Source organism: Halorhodospira sp. M38, assembly GCF_022227985.1.
Lineage (GTDB): Bacteria > Pseudomonadota > Gammaproteobacteria > Nitrococcales > Halorhodospiraceae > Halorhodospira > Halorhodospira halophila_A.
In genome coordinates, this window is record NZ_JAJNQP010000009.1 from 29,840 (window position 1) to 46,043 (window position 16,204).

General features: G+C 70.1%; 14 protein-coding genes. 8 read left to right on the forward strand and 6 right to left on the reverse strand.

What is annotated here, in order from left to right; translation table 11 throughout:
• Window positions 1-29: 29 nt before the first annotated feature.
• The 7 genes from LRA98_RS07255 (at window position 30) to LRA98_RS07285 (ending at window position 8,789) form a co-directional block, all read left to right on the forward strand.
• On the forward strand, window positions 30-1,442 hold the full coding sequence (locus tag LRA98_RS07255) for a cytochrome ubiquinol oxidase subunit I (RefSeq protein ID WP_238633382.1): 1,413 nt from the start codon (window positions 30-32) through the stop codon (window positions 1,440-1,442).
• A gap of 9 nt (window positions 1,443-1,451) precedes the next feature.
• On the forward strand, window positions 1,452-2,447 hold the full coding sequence (locus LRA98_RS07260; RefSeq protein WP_238633383.1) for a cytochrome d ubiquinol oxidase subunit II: 996 nt from the start codon (window positions 1,452-1,454) through the stop codon (window positions 2,445-2,447).
• Window positions 2,448-2,450: 3 nt separating this feature from the next.
• The gene (gene cydD, locus LRA98_RS07265) at window positions 2,451-4,196 is read left to right on the forward strand and encodes a thiol reductant ABC exporter subunit CydD (RefSeq protein ID WP_238633384.1); all 1,746 of its coding nucleotides are present in this window, start codon (window positions 2,451-2,453) and stop codon (window positions 4,194-4,196) included.
• Window positions 4,189-5,856, forward strand: a complete 1,668-nt coding sequence (gene cydC, locus LRA98_RS07270; protein WP_238633385.1) for a thiol reductant ABC exporter subunit CydC — start codon at window positions 4,189-4,191, stop codon at window positions 5,854-5,856. The genes cydD and cydC overlap by 8 nt, the downstream gene beginning before the upstream one ends.
• A gap of 78 nt (window positions 5,857-5,934) precedes the next feature.
• Window positions 5,935-7,689, forward strand: coding sequence for an arginine--tRNA ligase (gene argS / locus LRA98_RS07275; RefSeq protein ID WP_238633386.1), 1,755 nt, complete (start codon window positions 5,935-5,937; stop codon window positions 7,687-7,689).
• 117 nt (window positions 7,690-7,806) lie between these two features.
• Window positions 7,807-8,340, forward strand: a complete 534-nt coding sequence (locus LRA98_RS07280; RefSeq protein ID WP_238633387.1) for an SPOR domain-containing protein — start codon at window positions 7,807-7,809, stop codon at window positions 8,338-8,340.
• Window positions 8,341-8,441: 101 nt separating this feature from the next.
• Window positions 8,442-8,789, forward strand: a complete 348-nt coding sequence (locus tag LRA98_RS07285; protein WP_201170283.1) for a hypothetical protein — start codon at window positions 8,442-8,444, stop codon at window positions 8,787-8,789.
• 47 nt (window positions 8,790-8,836) lie between these two features.
• On the opposite strand, the gene LRA98_RS07290 is transcribed toward LRA98_RS07285, so the two are convergent.
• Together LRA98_RS07290 and speA are read right to left on the reverse strand one after the other, a co-directional pair.
• Window positions 8,837-9,706 (reverse strand): NAD(P)-dependent oxidoreductase, encoded by an 870-nt coding sequence (locus tag LRA98_RS07290; RefSeq protein WP_238633388.1) that lies wholly within the window; start codon window positions 9,704-9,706, stop codon window positions 8,837-8,839.
• Window positions 9,707-9,744: 38 nt separating this feature from the next.
• Entirely contained in the window at window positions 9,745-11,625 is a 1,881-nt protein-coding gene (gene speA / locus LRA98_RS07295) for a biosynthetic arginine decarboxylase (RefSeq protein ID WP_238633389.1), read from the reverse strand.
• Window positions 11,626-11,746: 121 nt separating this feature from the next.
• Between speA and speE the strand changes: the two genes are divergently transcribed.
• Window positions 11,747-12,583 (forward strand): polyamine aminopropyltransferase, encoded by an 837-nt coding sequence (gene speE / locus LRA98_RS07300; RefSeq protein ID WP_238633390.1) that lies wholly within the window; start codon window positions 11,747-11,749, stop codon window positions 12,581-12,583.
• Between the two features lie 38 nt (window positions 12,584-12,621).
• Here speE and LRA98_RS07305 read toward each other — a convergent pair whose 3' ends face one another.
• The 4 genes from LRA98_RS07305 to LRA98_RS07320 form a co-directional block, all read right to left on the reverse strand.
• Window positions 12,622-13,419 carry an ABC transporter permease gene (locus tag LRA98_RS07305; RefSeq protein ID WP_201170290.1) on the reverse strand — a complete coding sequence of 266 codons (798 nt, stop codon included), beginning with the start codon at window positions 13,417-13,419 and terminating at the stop codon, window positions 12,622-12,624.
• Window positions 13,416-14,021 carry an ABC transporter ATP-binding protein gene (locus tag LRA98_RS07310; RefSeq protein ID WP_274519889.1) on the reverse strand — a complete coding sequence of 202 codons (606 nt, stop codon included), beginning with the start codon at window positions 14,019-14,021 and terminating at the stop codon, window positions 13,416-13,418. The genes LRA98_RS07305 and LRA98_RS07310 overlap by 4 nt, the downstream gene beginning before the upstream one ends.
• 9 nt (window positions 14,022-14,030) lie before the next feature.
• Window positions 14,031-14,804: a hypothetical protein gene (locus LRA98_RS07315; protein WP_238633391.1), complete on the reverse strand. Its 774-nt coding sequence runs from the start codon at window positions 14,802-14,804 to the stop codon at window positions 14,031-14,033.
• A gap of 143 nt (window positions 14,805-14,947) precedes the next feature.
• On the reverse strand, window positions 14,948-16,192 hold the full coding sequence (locus LRA98_RS07320; RefSeq protein WP_201170296.1) for an ammonium transporter: 1,245 nt from the start codon (window positions 16,190-16,192) through the stop codon (window positions 14,948-14,950).
• Window positions 16,193-16,204: the final 12 nt, after the last annotated feature.

Consider the following 16,204-nt stretch of genomic DNA (forward strand, 5'->3'; position numbering starts at 1 on the left):
ACAGCTGTCAGGCAGGAGGTGCCGCAACGATGGAAGCCCTCGACCCGCTGCTCTTATCGCGGATGCAATTCGCCTTCGTGGTTTCGTTCCACGCCCTGTTCCCGGTGTTCACCATCGGCCTCGCGGCCTACATCGCCGTCCTCGAGGCGCTGTGGTATCGCACCGACAGCCCGGTCTACCGACGGCTGTCCGAGTTCTGGATCAAGATCTTTGCCGTGGTCTTCGGCATGGGCGTGGTCTCCGGCGTGGTCATGTCCTTCCAGTTCGGCACCAACTGGAGCGAGTTCTCCTTTGCCACGGCCAACTTCCTCGGGCCGATCCTCTCCTACGAGGTGCTGACCGCCTTCTTCCTCGAGGCCGTGTTCCTCGGCATCCTGCTCTTCGGCCGGGATCGGGTCCCGCGGGGGACGCACCTGTTCGCGGCCTGCATGGTGGCTATCGGTACATTCATCTCCTCGTTCTGGATCCTCTCGGCGAACTCCTGGATGCACACCCCGCAGGGCTTCGAGTTCCGGGATGGCATTGTCCACGTCACCTCCTGGATCGAGGCCATCTTCAACCCGTCGCTTTGGTACCGCTTCGGGCACGTGGCCCTGGCCTCCCTGCTGACCGGCGGCTTCGTGGTCGCCGGCGTCAGCGCCTACTTCCTGCTGCGCAAACGCGCCGTGGAGATGAACCGCAAGGCGCTGAGCATGACGCTGTGGCTGCTCCTGCTGGTGGCCCCGGCACAAGTCTTCATGGGCGACCTGCACGGGTTGAACTCCTTCGAGCATCAGCCCACCAAGGTCGCCGCCATGGAAGGCGCCTGGGAGACGCAGCAGGGCGCGCCGCTCTATCTCTTCGCGATCCCCGACTCCACCGCCGAGACCAACCACCTGGCGGTGGGGATCCCGAACCTGGCCAGCTTCATCCTCACCCACCAGTGGGACGGCGAGGTGCCGGGGCTCAAGGAGGTCAGTGCCGAGGAGCGCCCCCCGGTGGGGACGGTCTTCTGGTCGTTCCGGGTCATGGTGGGTATCGGTGTGCTGATGCTGCTCGTGGTCCTGTGGGGCGCCTGGCTTCGCATGCGCGGCCGGCTCTTCGAGAGCCGACCCTTCCTGCGTACCCTGCAACTGATGATCCCGCTGCCCTTTGTCGCCGTGCTTACGGGGTGGTTCGTCACCGAGATCGGCCGTCAGCCCTGGCTGATCTACGGTCAGATGACCTTGGCCGAGGGCGTAACGCCGTCGCTGACCGGGTGGATGGCGCTGTTGACGTTGGTCGGCTACGTGGTCGTCTATGCCGTCATCTTCACCGCCGGCCTTTACTACATCACGCGCATCGTCCGCAGCGGCCCGGAAGGGGTCGGGTCCGTGGAGGAGCCGGCTCACGCCAAGCGCCCCTTCTCGGCGGCGGATATCCCGTTCGACGACGACCCGGATTTCTCCACCAGCTCGAGGTGAGGTAGCAACATGGATCTAATCGACATCACCATTATCTGGATGGGGATCATCGGCCTTGCGGTGTTCATGTACGTCCTGCTCGACGGCTTCGACCTGGGCATCGGCATCCTCTACCCGATCACACCCAGCGAGCAGATGCGCGATGAGCTGATGAACACCGTGGCTCCGGTCTGGGACGGCAACGAGACGTGGCTGATCCTCGGCGGCGCCGGCTTGCTGGCCGCCTTCCCGGCGGTCTATACCATCTATCTGCCGGCGCTCTACCTGGGCGTGTTCTTGATGCTCGCCGGGCTGATCTTCCGCGGCGTGGCCTTCGAGTTCCGCTTCAAATCCACGAGCACGCGCTGGTTCTGGAATATCGCCTTCGCCGGCGGTTCCATCGTCGCCGCTGCGGCCCAGGGCTTCGTGGTCGGGACCTACATCCAGGGCTTCGAGGTGGACGGCTTCACCTACGTCGGCGGTCCCTTCGACTGGTTGACGCCGTTCACCGTCTTCACCGCCTTGTCGTTGGTAGTGGGCTACGCCCTGCTCGGGGCGGCATGGGGCATCCTTAAGACCGAGGGCGCCACGCAGCAGTGGCTCTATCGGGTAGCGCCATGGCTGCTGGTGCTGCTCTTCCTCTGCCTGCTGGGGATCTCGGCCTGGACCCCGCTGACCTCGGAGCGCGTCCTGGAGCGCTGGCAGGAGGCGTGGACCGTCCTGTGGCCGCTGCCGCTGCTGGGCCTGGTGGCGATGGGGCTTTGCTGGCACGGCATTCGTCAGCGCCGCGAGATGCTGCCCTTTTCCGCCGGGCTGGGGCTGTTCGTGACCATCTACCTGGGCCTGGTGACCAGCAATTGGCCGTACATGGTCCCGCCGGAGATCACCTTCCGTGACGCCGCATCGGCGCCGGAAGCGCAGCTCTTCCTGTTGCTCGGCATCCTGTTCCTGCTGCCGGTGATCGTCGGCTACACCGCATGGACCTACTGGGTCTTCCGCGGCAAGGTCGGCGCTGGCTACCACTAAGTTGTGACCGAGCCGGCTCCTGACCGCGCAGCCAGTACCCGCCAGGCCGGGGGCTGGCTGCTTGCCCAGGCCCGCCTGGCCCGCGGTGCCATGGCGGCGACCGTGGCCGCGGGGCTGGCCGATACGGTGCTGGTGATCCTCCAGGCGGTGCTTATCGCCTGGGTCATCGATCAGGCTGTCATCCATGGCACGCCCCTGGCCGGGTTGTGGCCGGCGCTCGTGGCCCTGGCTGTGGTCTTTGTCCTGCGGGCCGGGGCCACCTGGGCCCGGGCCGCAGCCGGGGCCCGGGCGGCCTGGGGCATTACCGCGGCGGTGCGCCGCCGGCTCTACCGGCATGTGGCGGCCCTCGGGCCGGTGCGCCTCCAGGGCCACCACAGCGGCGCCGTGGCCAGCGCCCTGGTGGAGCAGGTCGAGGCGCTAGAGGGCTACTACGCCCATTACCTGCCGCAGATGGTTCTGGCAGTGGCGGTCCCGGTGGTCCTGATCGCCATCGTCGCCGGCGTGGATCCGCTCGCCGGCCTGCTGCTGCTCATCGCCGCGCCGCTGGTCCCGCTGTTCATGGCCCTGGTGGGGATGGGGGCTGCGCGGCTTTCCCGGCGCCAGCAGCAGAGCCTGGCGCGTATCAGCGCTCACTTCCTCGACCGTCTTCGCGGCCTGGCCACGCTGCGCATCTTCCGCGCCACCGACGCCGCCGCCGAGGCGGTGGAGGCCGCCGCAGATGAGTACCGGCGGCGCAGCATGTCGGTCCTGCGCGTGGCCTTTCTATCCTCGGCGGCGCTGGAGCTGATCGCGGCGATCTCCATCGCCCTGGTGGCCATCTACGTCGGTTTCTCCCTGCTCGGCTACCTGCACTTCGGCCCCGGCCCGGAGCTGGGGCTGTTCGCCGGGCTGTTCATCCTGCTCCTCGCCCCCGAGGTTTTCTTCCCGCTGCGCCGGCTGGCCCAGCACTACCACGACCGGGCCGCCGCCGTGGGGGCGGGGGCGGAGATCCTGCAGCTGCTCGATGAGCCGCTGCCGGCCACAGCGGCGAGCGCGGCCGGGCCGGCGACGGCGCCGGCGCGCCGCGATCCGGATACCGGCCTGCCGGTCCCGCAGCCGCTGCCGGTCGCCTTCCAGCGGGTCACGGTGACCTTCCCGGGCGGGGAGGCCGCGGCCCTCGACCGGCTCGATTTGACCGTCTCCGCGGGCGAGCGAGTGGTCATCTCCGGACCCAGCGGGGCCGGCAAGTCGACCCTGCTGAACCTGGCCGCCGGTTTCCTCCAGCCCGATAGCGGCGTGGTGACCGTCGGTGAGACGGTTCCCGCGGCCGGGGCGGTGGCCTGGGTGGGCCAGCGGCCCTGGTTGTTCCACGGCAGTGTGCGCGAGAACCTGCAGCTGGCCGATCCGGAAGCGGACGACCGGCGGCTGTGGGCCGCGCTGCGTCACGCCGACCTCGAAGGCGTCATTGCCGCCCTCCCGGAGGGGCTCGACACGCCGCTGGGCGAGGACGCCTACGGGCTCTCCGGGGGCCAGGCCAGCCGGTTGGCCCTGGCCCGGGCGCTGCTCTCCGGGGCACCGTTGCTACTCCTCGACGAACCCACCGCCGGGCTCGACCCGGACAGCCGCGAGCGGGTGCTGGCGGCGGTCGCCCGCCTGGCCGATGGCCGGCGTACGGTGCTGATGGTGGCCCACGACCGCGATACCCACGACTGGGGCGACCGACACCTGGTCATCGAGGCTGGTCGCTGCGTGGAGGATCGCCGTGCGTGAACTCAAGCCCTTCCTGCGCGACCTGCGCCGGGAGCGCGGGCGGCTGGTCCTCGGGACGCTGCTGCTGATCGTAAGCCTCGCGGCTAGCATCGGCCTGATGGGCCTGTCCGGTTGGTTCATCACCGCCACCGCCGTGGCCGGCCTGACCGGCGCCTACCTGGATATCTACCGGCCGAGTGCCGGTATCCGCTTCTTTGCCCTGGCCCGCTCCATCTCGCGCTACTTCGAGCGCCTGGTCCACCACGATGCGGTGCTGCGCACCCTGGCGCGGCTGCGTGGCTGGCTGTTCCGCACCCTGGCGCCGCTACCCCTGGCCCAAGTCGGGCGCCTGCGCCGCAGCGACCTGCTCAACCGCATGACCGCGGACGTCGAGGCCCTGGACAACCTCTACCTGCGCATTGTCGGCCCGAGCCTGGCCGCAGTGGTCACCCTCGCCGCCACGGTTACCGTGCTGGTGCTCCTGGCCGGTCCGGCCGGGTTAGCGGTGGGCGCGGTACTGCTCGCCGGCGGTCTCGTCCTGCCGTTGTGGGCCTGGCGGCGCGGCTCGCCTCACGGTGAGGCGGTGGATCGGCACCTGCCGGCCCTGCGCGGGGCCGGGGTCGACGCGGTCCAGGGTCTGGCCGAGCTGCGCGCCTGCGGTGCGGTGGCACGCCACGAGCAGCGACTGATGGCCGCCGCCGATGGCCTGGCCGCCGCCCGGTCCCGGGCGGCGCGTCTGACCGGTGCCGGCGAGGGCGCGGTGGGGCTGCTGGCCCACGGCGCGCTCCTTGCCGCGCTGGTCGCCGGCATCCCTCTCTATCACGCCGGGACCATCAGTGGTCCGCTGCTGGCGCTGGTGGCGCTGGCCGCGCTCGCGGCTGGAGAAGCGCTCACCACGCTGCCCGGAGCGTGGCAGCACCTGGGGCGGACGCGGGCTGCGGCACGGCGCCTGCTCGAGCACGCCGATGCTGCCCCCGACACGGCGGCGCCGCCGTCAGAGGGTCCGCCGCGCCAGGCCCTGGGGCTGGCGCTGGAGGGGGTTACGTTCCGCCACGAAGCGCACCTGCCGCCGGTCCTGCGGGACTGCTCGCTGGCGCTGGCACCCGGAGAGACCGTGGTGATCCACGGCCCGTCCGGTTGCGGCAAGTCGACGCTGCTCGATCTGGCGGCGGGCCTGACCCGTCCCGAGAGCGGCACGGTCACCCTCGGCGGGGTCCCGGTTGCGCAGCTGCCTGAGGCGGAGCGTTTCGCCCGCATCACCTACCTGACCCAACGCACCGAGCTGTTCGCCGACAGCGTTGCGGGCAACCTGCGCATCGCCGATCCGCACGCCGACGAGGCGCGCATGTGGCGGGCGCTGCACACCGCGGGCCTCGAGGAACGGGTGCGCGCCGCGCCGCGGGGGCTGGACGAGTGGATTGGCGAGGGCGGCGGGCGGCTCTCCGGCGGCGAGGCGCGGCGGCTGGCTCTGGCCCGTTTGGTGCTGGTAGACGCCCCGGTGGTCCTGCTCGACGAACCCTTCCGCGGCCTCGACGATGCCACCGCGACCCAGGTCGCCCGGCGTCTGGCCCCGTGGCTGGCCGAGCGGACGGCGCTGATTATCAGCCACGACCCGGAGAGCGTGCCGGCCCACGACCGCCGCGTGCCATTTCTCGAACTGGTCACACCCGGCGGTGAATAATCCGCTCCGTCGGCTTGGCATTCTGCCCGGCGCGGCGGGATAATACCGGGCTTTTCCTGACCCGAGCGGAGACCCTCCATGAAGCGACACGTGGCCAGTCTCCTGGCGCAGGCCCTGGAGGCCATGCGCGAGGCCGGCGAGCTGCCGGCGGACCTCGAGCTGCCCGAGGTGCAGGTGGAGCGCGCCCGCGACCGCGCCCACGGTGATTATGCCGCCAACACCGCCATGGTGCTGGCCAAGGCCGCGCGGCAGAAGCCGCGGGATCTGGCCGAGACCATCCGCAGCCGCCTGCCGGCCTCTCCGTCGATCGCCGGCGTGGAGGTCGCCGGCCCCGGCTTCCTGAATTTCACGCTCACGGCCGCAGCGCGCCAGGAGAGCGTCCGCGAGGTCCTGCGCCAGGGGGCCGGGTACGGCCGCACCGACGTGGGGGCGGGGCACCGGGTGCACATCGAGTTCGTCTCGGCCAACCCAACCGGCCCGCTGCACGTCGGCCACGGGCGCGGTGCCGCCTTCGGCGACGCCCTGGCCAGCGTCCTCGAGGCTGCTGGCTACGACGTCCACCGCGAGTACTACGTTAACGACGCCGGCCGACAGATGGACATCCTGGCCGCCTCGCTGTGGCTGCGCTACCTGGAGGCCGCCGGCGAGCCCGTACCCTTCCCGGCCAAGGGCTACCAGGGGGCGTACATCGTCGCCCACGCCGGCGAGCTGCTCGAGGCCGACGGTCGCGTGCACGTTCGCGGCGCCGACGAGCTGACAGCCGGGTTGCCGGCGGAGGCCGACGACCCGGAGGGCTACCTGGACGCCCTGGTCGCCCGGGCCCGCGAGCTGCTCGGCGAGACCGCGTACCGGCGCGTCCTCGACTTCGCCCTGGGGGCCATTCTGGGGGATATCCGTGCCGATCTGGACGCCTTCGGCGTTCGCTACCACCGCTACTTCTCCGAGCGCGAGCTGGTCGAGCAGGGCCGCATCGAGCACGCGCTGGCGCGGCTCGACGCCGCCGGCTTCACGTACCACGCCGACGGCGCCTTATGGTTTCAGGCCTCGGCGTTTGGCGACGACAAGGACCGGGTCCTGCGCCGGGACAACGGCCTGACCACCTACTTCGCCGCCGATGTCGCCTACCACCTGGATAAGATCGAGCGCGGTTTCGATACCCTGGTCAACGTCTGGGGGGCCGATCACCACGGCTACGTGCCCCGCGTCCAGGCCGCCCTGAAGGCCCTGGGGGTGGATGCCGAGCGCCTCGACGTGCGCCTGGTGCAGTTCGCCATCCTCTATCGCGGCGGCGAGAAGCTGCCCATGTCCACCCGCTCGGGGGAGTTCGTCACCCTGCGCGAGCTGCGTGATGAGGTGGGCAAGGATGCGGCGCGCTTCTTCTACGTTATGCGCCGCTCGGAGCAGCACATGGACTTCGACCTGGATCTGGCCAAGTCGGAGTCGGCGGACAACCCGGTCTACTACTGCCAGTACGCCCATGCACGCATCTGCAGCGTCTTCCGCCAGCTCGAGGAGCGCGGTCTGGCCTGCCGCGTCGCGCCCGAGCAGGCCGAGCTGGAGCGGCTTGAAGCCGAACACGAAGCCATCCTCCTCGATCTCCTCGGGCGCTACCCGGAGGTGATCGAGTCGGCGGCCCTCTCCCGTGAGCCGCACCAAGTGGCGCAGTACCTGCGGGAGCTCGCCGCCGCCTTCCACACCTACTACAACGCGGTGCCGTTCATCATCGACGACGAAGCGCTGCGCGATGCACGCCTGACCCTGGTGAAGGCCACTCGGCAGATCCTGGCCAATGGACTGGGGCTGCTTGGCGTCGACGCCCCGCAGAGCATGTAGCGACGGATTATGACCCAGCGGAGTACGAAGTCCCGGAGCCCCTCGCGCAGCAAGTCACGCGCTTCCGCCCGCAGCCGCGGCGGTGGGGCCCAGGCGCGGCGGACCGAGCGGCGCGCCGTGCCCGGCTTCGTTTGGCTGCTGCTCGGGGGAGTGCTTGGGGCGGTCGCGCTGCTGTTCGTGCAGTACCAGCAAGGTCGGGAGGACGCCGCCCCGGTGGACCCGGCTGCCGAGGTCGAGCCCGAGCCGGAGGAGGCGCCCACGGCGGACGAGGACGAGCGCAGCTACGACTTCTACGAGCTGCTGATGCAGGACGAGGTCACCGTCCCCGAGGAGGATCTGGGCCGGGCCGACGAACGTCGCACCGAAGGTGAAGAGGAGGAGGCGATCTCCCGGGCCGCGACCTTCGAGGAGGGGCGCAGCTACCTCCTGCAGGCCGGCTCCTTCCGGCGCCACGACGACGCCGAGAGCATGCGTGCCACCCTGGCCCTGGTGGGCCTGCCGGCGCAGATCCACACCGTTGAGCTGGATGAAGGCGAGGAGTGGCATCGGGTCCGGGTCGGCCCGTTCGACGACAGCGACCGGCTTGAAGAGGCGCGCACGCGCATGGAGGACAACGACATCCAGCCGCTGATGCTGCGGCAGGATGGTTAGTTTTCAGGGTTCAGAGTCCAGATTTCAGGGTTGAGCGGTCTGATGCCGGGGCTCTCGGCGGCGGGTCGGGTGCCCCGTTCTTTTTCCGGAGGAGGGATTTCATGATTGTGTTGCGCAGCATCCTGTTGCTCGCCACCGTTGCGTGCCTGGGCTTTCTCGGCTACACGCTCTACACCGCCGATGTGCTCGCCGACCCGGCCGCGGTGGTCACGGAGCTGGAGGCCCTGATCCTCAGCCCCTGGGTGCAGGTGGTGCTGGCCGCCTACTACCTGGGCGTGCTGTGCTTCCTCGCCGCCATCGTGGTCATCGAGAAGCGGGCGGTTCCGCGCATCGCCTGGGCCGTGGTTGGCCTCCTGCTGACCTATCCGGCGCTGGTCTTCTGGCTGCTGCTGCGCGGCCTGCCGGAGATGGGCGAGCGCAGCAGCCGTCGCCTGCGCACGCTCGGCTGAACGCCGGGGTTGTGGCCCCCGGGGGTAAGCCGCCCGGGGGCCGGCGCTCAGTCGGTGCCCAGGTCGCCCCTGCGCAGCCGATAGAGCGCCGAGATGTCCTCGTCCCCGTGCCCCTGCTCGATCAGGCGGTCGTAGTCGGCCAGGGTCCGCTCGATCAGATCCAGCTCGATGCCCTGGGCGGCCAGCACGTCGCGGACGATGCCCAGATCCTTGCGGTGCAGGGCCAGCCGGAACCCCGGCGGGAAACGGTCCTCGACCATGTTCGGCCCGCGCTGCAGCAGCTGCCAGTTGCTGGCCGCCCCGGCGCCGAGCACCTCGATCACCTGCTGCAGATCGAGCCCCTGTCCCTTGCCGTAGGCCAGGGCCGAGGCCACCCCCTGCATGATGCCGGCGACCATGATCTGATTCACCGCCTTGGTCGCCTGCCCGGCCCCGACCGGTCCCATGGCGTGGGCGGCGCCGCAGATCGGCTCGAGCACCGGGTGGATGCGCTCGAGCACCGCCGTGTCGCCGCCGACCATCATCACCATGGTCCCCTGGCGGGCGCCCTCCGGCCCGCCGGAGACCGGGGCGTCGAGGAACACCGCACCGCTCGGAGCGATGCGCTCGGCGGCGAGTCGTGCCGTATCCGGTGCCACGGTGGAGGTGTCGACCACTACCTTGCCCGGTTCCAGGGCGTCCACCAAAGCGTCCAGGACCTCCAGCAGGTCGGCGTCGGCGTCGACGCTGATAAAGGTCACGTCCGCCGCGGTGGCCACCGTGGCCGGCTCGTCGGCCAGGGCCACGCCGTGCTCGCCGGCGAAGGCCTCGGCCTTCTCGCGGGTACGGTTCCACACCGCCGCCAGCTGTCCGCTTCGGGCCAGATTGGCCGCCAAGCCGCTGCCCATCGCGCCCAGACCGATGACCCCTGCCTTCATGCCGTTGCCTCCTTGTCCGTGCCCCTGCGCCGCGGCGCTCAGGGGCCTTCCAGATAGGTACCGCCGAGCAGCCCGGCCTCCAGATCGGCCAGGCAGGCGCGGCGGGCCGCGTCATCCAGGTCAGCGGCGGCGATGCGGCGCCGGTAGGCGCCGCTGAGCTCGCGCTCATCAAAGCCCACCGAGCGCAGCACGCCGCCGATGCTGTCGCCGCGGCTGGCCGTCACGAACCGGTGGCCATGCTCGTCCACCTCCACGTTCACGGAGTCGGTGGCGCCGAAGAGGTTGTGCCGGTCGCCGAGGATCTCCTGGTAGGCGCCGACCAGGAAGATGCCCAGCCAGAGGGGCTCGCCGGGCTCCGGCTCGGGCAGCGGGAGGGTGCCCTCTACCCCATCGCCATCCACGTAGAGCGAGACCGTGCCGTCGGAGTCGCAGGTCAGATCCTGGACCACACCGCGCCGGCTGGTTGGCCGGTCCAGCCCGGACAGCGGCACGATGGGAAAGATCTGGTCGATGGCCCAGACGTCGGGGATCGACTGGAATACCGAGAAATTGGCGAACAGCTTGTCGGCGAGCCCCTCGTTGAGGGCGTCGAGCACCTCCCGCTGATGCGGGCGGCCCGGGTTGAGTCGGCCGCGCAGGCGCATGCCGATGGCCTGGTAGCAGCGCTCGGCGTACGCCCGCTGGGGCAGGTCGAGGACGCCGTGGAGGTAAAGCCCCCGTGCCTCCTGCAGGTAGTGGCAGGCGTCGTGGTACGCCTCGGTGGCCGGCCGCTGGGCGTGTTCCTCCAGGGTGCGGTAGAGCTCGCGCAGCACCTTGGGGGCGTCCGCCGGGGGTGGCTCCGGGGGGTCGGCCTCGCGGCTGTCGGTATCGATCACCGGCGTGACCAGCACCGCGTGGTGGGCGGTCATGGCGCGGCCGCTCTCGGTGATCAGGGTCGGGTGGGGCAGCCCGGCCTCGTCGCAGGCCGCTTTGAGGGCGGCCACCACGTTGTGGGCGTACTCGGTGATGCTGTAGTTCATCGAGCAGAACGCGCGTGAGCGGGTGCCCTCGTAGTCCACCCCCAGGCCGCCGCCGACATCCACCTTGTTTACCGGTGCCCCCAGGCGGCGCAACTCGGTGTAGAAGCGCGCCCCCTCGGAGAGGCCGGCGCGGATGTCGTGGACATTGGCGATCTGTGAGCCCAGGTGAAAGTGGAGCAACTCCAGGTGCTCAAGGAGCGCGGCCTCGTGCAGCTCCTCCACCACGGCCAGGGCGTCGGCGGCGGTCAGGCCGAACTTGGAGCGCTCGCCGCCGGTGTTCTGCCACTTGCCGGCCCCCATGGAGGCCAAGCGCACGCGCAGACCGAGCCGCGGCGCGACGCCGAGCCGGCGCGCCTCGCGGATGATCAGCCGCGCCTCGGAGCGCTTCTCCAGGACCAGGTGGACCTGCAGGCCCAGCTGCAGTCCGCGCAGCGCCAGGCGGACGTACTCCGGATCCTTGTAGCCGTTGCAGATCACCGTGCCTCCGGCGGGCGCCAGTGCCAGTACCGCCATCAGCTCCGGTTTACTGCCGGCCTCCAGCCCGACGCGCTCGCCGTCGCCGACAATCTCCTCGATCACCGAGCGTTGCTGATTGACCTTGACCGGGTAGACGGGCCGGTACGCGCCCCGGTAGCCGGCCTCGGCCATCGCCTCGCCAAAGGCGGCGCAGAGGGCGTCAACGCGGTCGCGCAGGATCGCCGGGAAGCGGATCAGCACCGGCGGTGATACGCCCTGATCGGGCAGGTCGGCGACGATCCGGCGCAGATCAACGGCCGGACCACGCCCGCGGTGGGGGCGGACCTGCAGCCGCCCCGCCGCCGAGATGTCGAAGTACCCCTCGCTCCAGCGCGGGACGTTGTAGACCTCGCGGCCGGGTCGGTTGCTCCAGTCGTCGCTCATCGGCCCGTCTGCGGCTGTGGCGGAGAGACTGCGGCGCAACGCGCCACACTGCCCCGGGATGGTAACATTCGCGCATCCGCAGCGAGCGGAGCCGAACAACAACCCCACTGGCGGAGGCGCGATGCGCGAGGGATGGTTTACTGAAGCGGTCGAGGACGAGGGCGTGGCCTTCTCCCTGGCCATCGATGACAGGGTCCACGAGGAGCAGAGCGAGTATCAGCACATCGAGGTCTACCGGACCCGGCGTTGGGGGCGGCTGCTGGTCCTCGACGGCTGCGTCATGCTCACCGAGCGCGACGAGTTCCTGTACCACGAGATGATGGCCCACCCGGCGCTCTTCGCCCACCGCGAGCCGCGGCGCGTGGCCATTGTCGGCGGCGGTGACTGCGGCATCCTGCGCGAGGTGCTGCGCCACCCCGGGGTCGAGCACGCCCTGCAGGTGGAGCTCGACGAGCGGGTGACCCGGGTCGCCGAGACCCACTTCCCGGACCTGTGCGTCGCCAACGACGACGAGCGCGCCGAGTTGCGCTTCACCGACGGCCTGCGCTGGATCCGCGAGGCCGAGCCCGAGTCGTTGGATGTGGTCATCGTCGACAGTACCGATCCGGTCGGTCCGGCGGCGGGCCTGTTCACGCGGGAGTTCCTCAGCGACGTGCGCAGCGCCCTGGGGCCCGGGGGGATCGTGGTGCAGCAGAGCGAGTCACCGCTGCTCCACCGCGATTCGGTCATCGCCCCGTTGCACCGCGCCGCCGGCGAGGCCGGCTTCGACGGCGTGCACACGCTGACCTTCCCGGTGCCCAGTTACCCCTCGGGCTGGTGGTCCGCCACGCTGATGGTCAACGGCGGTGACCCGCGCAACTTCCGCGAGGCCGACTCGGAGGAGAAGCCCTTCGAGACTCGCTACTACAATGCCGACATCCACCGGGCCGCCCTGGCGGTGCCGGAACTGCTCAAGTAGGCCCGCCGCCCCTGCGGTAGGCGCCCGGCGGCGGGCGCCTACCGCAGGCGGTCCAGGCGCAAGCGTTCGCGCTCGTCGAACAGCCGCCGGGCGGCGAACCAGACTGCTGCCAGGGTGCCGAAGCCGGTCCCGACGGTGATCAGGAACATGATCAGGATCTGGTACTTCACCGCCTCCATCGGTGGTGCCCCGGCCAGGATCTGACCGGTCATCATGCCGGGCAGGCTGACGATCCCCGCCGCCGCCATGGCGTTGATCATCGGGATCATCCCCGAGCGCATGGCGTCGCGGCGGATCTGTTCCACTGCCACGCCCCACGGCTCCCCGAGCGCGAGCCGGGCCTCGATGACGTCGCGCTGCTGCCAGGCGCCGTCGGTCAGCCGGTCCACCGACAGGGCGATGCCGTTCATGGTGTTGCCCAGCAGCATGCCCAGCAGCGGGATAGCGTACTGCGGCTGATACCAGGGCTGCGGCTGCACCAGGGCGATCAGCGCCAGCACCGCCACGCTGAACGAAGACAGGAACATCGCCGCCGTGCCCAAGCCGAAACCCCAGAAACCGGCGAAGCGCCGCTTCTGCCGGGCCATCACCTCATAGCCGGCGACCAGCAGCATGACCACGCCCATCAGCGCCACCCAGTAGAGCGTGGCGTGGGCGAAGAGCGTCTCCAGGACCAGGCCGACGAGCAGTAGCTGAATCACCGTGCGTGCTGCGGCGATCAGCAGTGAGCGCTCCACCCCCAGGCGCCCGGCCCACGAGAACCCGGCCAGGGCCACCACCAGGACGCCGGCGATGACCAGATCCAGCGGTTCGAGGCGGATCAGTTCCTGGGTCACGGCGCCCCCTCCTCGGCGATCCCGTCGCGGATGGTAAAGCGGTGGGCGTCCAGGCGGCGGACCTGCTCCGGGTCGTGGGTGACCCAGACGATGGCCAGCCCGCGCCGGCGCTGCTCACCGATCACCCGCTCCACGGCCTCGGTGGTGGCCGTATCCAGGTTGGCGGTGGGCTCATCGAGGAGCAGCACCCGTGGCTGCAGGGCCACCGCCCGGGCCAGGCCCAGGCGGCTGCGCTCGCCGGTGGACAGCCGCCGCACCGACCACCGCGCCACGTCGGCATCGAAGCCGAGCTCGGCCAGGGTCTCCGCCTCGACCGTGACCAGATGCTCGCCCACCGTCTCGGCCCACCAGGCGCAGTCGGCGGCCAGGTAGATGACCTGTCGACGCCACTGATGCCCGGTGTAGGCCTCCCGCGGGGTGCCGTCCAGGTGCACCGCCCCCTGGTTGGGGTCGAGGTCGGCGATGGCGCGCAGCAGCCGGCTCTTGCCCGAGCCGGACAGGCCGGCGAGGGCGGCGCAGCCCCCGGCCGGCACCGCCAGCCGGGGCCAGGCCGCCACCGCACAACGCAGGTCGTGGATGCTCAGCCGGGGCTCGATGGCCAAGCCGACGCCTTAAAGCGGCAGGCTGGCGCCGATGCCAAAGGAGACATCGGGGCTGGCGTCGTAGAGCCCCAGACCGACGTAGGGGCGCAGGTGGATCTGCTCGACCTGCAGCCCGGCGCCGACAATCAGGTCCATGTGGTTCGAACCGGTGGGGTTCTCGTCGCCGCGCAGCTCGAAGTTGAGGTTGGTGCCGGTATCCAGGGGGTGGGCGTAGCCAATGCCCCAGCTGGCGTAGGTGCCGCCGACGTCCTCATCCTGGATGGTGTAGCCCAACTCGCCGTAGACCAGCCCCGGACCCAGGTCGCGCTGCATGGGCAGGTTCACGTAGAAGTCCAGGCCGTCGTTGGGGTAGGGGGCCACGTCGTCGGCCCCGCCGGCGCGGGCGCCGAGTTCCAGGGCGAAGTGCCGGTTGAGCTGGAGCTTGGCGAAGCCGGTGATCCCCTCCAGGCCGGAGTCGTCCGGGGCATTGTCGTCGTCGTCGGAGTTGCTGACGAAGCTGAAGTAGGCGCCGTACTCGAAGTCGTCGGTGAGCCCGTAGCGGAAGCCCAACGGGCCCAGGCGCAGGTTGTCGTAGTCGCCGGTGCCGATCTCGGCGTTCTGGGCAGGTTCGTCGGAAGCCTCGCGCCCGAACTCATAGGCCGCGTGGCCGAAGAGCTCGGTGTTGTCGGTGCCGATTACCGGGACGCTGGAGAGGGTGATCGGCCGGTGGTCGGCGGCGCTGGCGACCGAGGCGCCGGCCACGGCGGCGACGGCGCAGGTCCACGGGATCCACTTGGAATGCATGGTTTTCTCCTCGGAACGGGGACTTGGATGCTGGCACGCAGCGTACAGGATAGCGGTTCCGTCTACCCCCGTAGCAAAGAAAAGCGGGCGCCGAAGCGCCCGCAAGGTCTCCCGTTCGGGAGAGGAGGAGAGGATCGGTTGCCCTATTTGCGACCGGCGGTGAAGTCCGGGTAGGCCTCCATCCCGCACTCGGTCACGTCCATGCCCTTCTGCTCGTCTTCCTCTTTGGCACGGATGCCCAGGGTGAAGCGCAGGATCAGCCAGACCACCAGGCTGGCCAGGAAGACGAAGGTGAAGATGGACAGGATCCCGGCGATCTGGGCGCCGAAGGTGGCGTCCGGGTTGGAGAGCAGCACCGCCAGGATGCCCCAGATGCCGGCCGTGCCGTGGGCCGAGATCGCGCCCACCGGGTCGTCGATCTTCAGCTTGTCGAGGGCGACGATGGAGAAGACCACCAGGACGCCGCCGACCCCGCCGATGATCGCGGCGAGCAGGGGCGAGGGAGTGTCCGGCCCGGCGGTGATCGAGACCAGACCGGCGATGGCGCCGTTGAGGGCCATGGTCAGGTCGGCCTTGCCAAACAGGGCGCGGGCCAGGAGCAGGGCGGCGACGACACCGCCGGCGGCGGCCAGGTTGGTGTTCATGAAGATCGTCGCCACCGCGTTGGCCGCACCCGCCGACGAGACCGACAGCTCCGAGCCGCCGTTGAACCCGAACCAGCCAAGCCAGAGGATGAAGGTGCCCAGGGTAGCCAGGGGCAGGTTGGCGCCGGGGATGGCCCGCACCTCGCCGCGGGGGCCGTACTTGCCCTTACGCGCACCCAGGACCAGGACACCGGCCAGGGCTGCCGAGGCACCCGCCATGTGGACGATGGCTGAGCCGGCGAAGTCCGAGAACCCCATCTGGTCGAGGAAGCCGCCGCCCCAGCTCCACAGCCCCTGGATCGGGTAGATGAAGCCAGTGAGCACCACGGCGAAGATCAGGAAGGACCAGAGCTTCATCCGCTCGGCCACGGCACCCGAGACGATGGACATGGCCGTGGCCACGAAGACCACCTGGAAGAAGAAGTCCGAGAAGTAGGACTCCGTCGCCTCGCCGCTGCGCGCCATCTCGGCGGTGACCGGCTCGCTGGCAGGCAGCAGGAAGCTGAAGGTGGGCAGCAGACTGCCCGAACTCTCGTACATCAGGTTCCAGCCGATGAGCATGTACATGATCACGGCGATGGAGTAGAGCCCTATGTTCTTGGTCAGGATCTCCGTGGTGTTCTTGGCGCGCACCATCCCGGCCTCGAGCATGGTGAACCCGGCGGCCATCCACATGACCAGTGCGCCCGAGAGCAGGAAGTAGAAAGTATCGAGGGCGTAGGCAAGTTCGACTACGTCTTCCATGGTTCAGGTCCT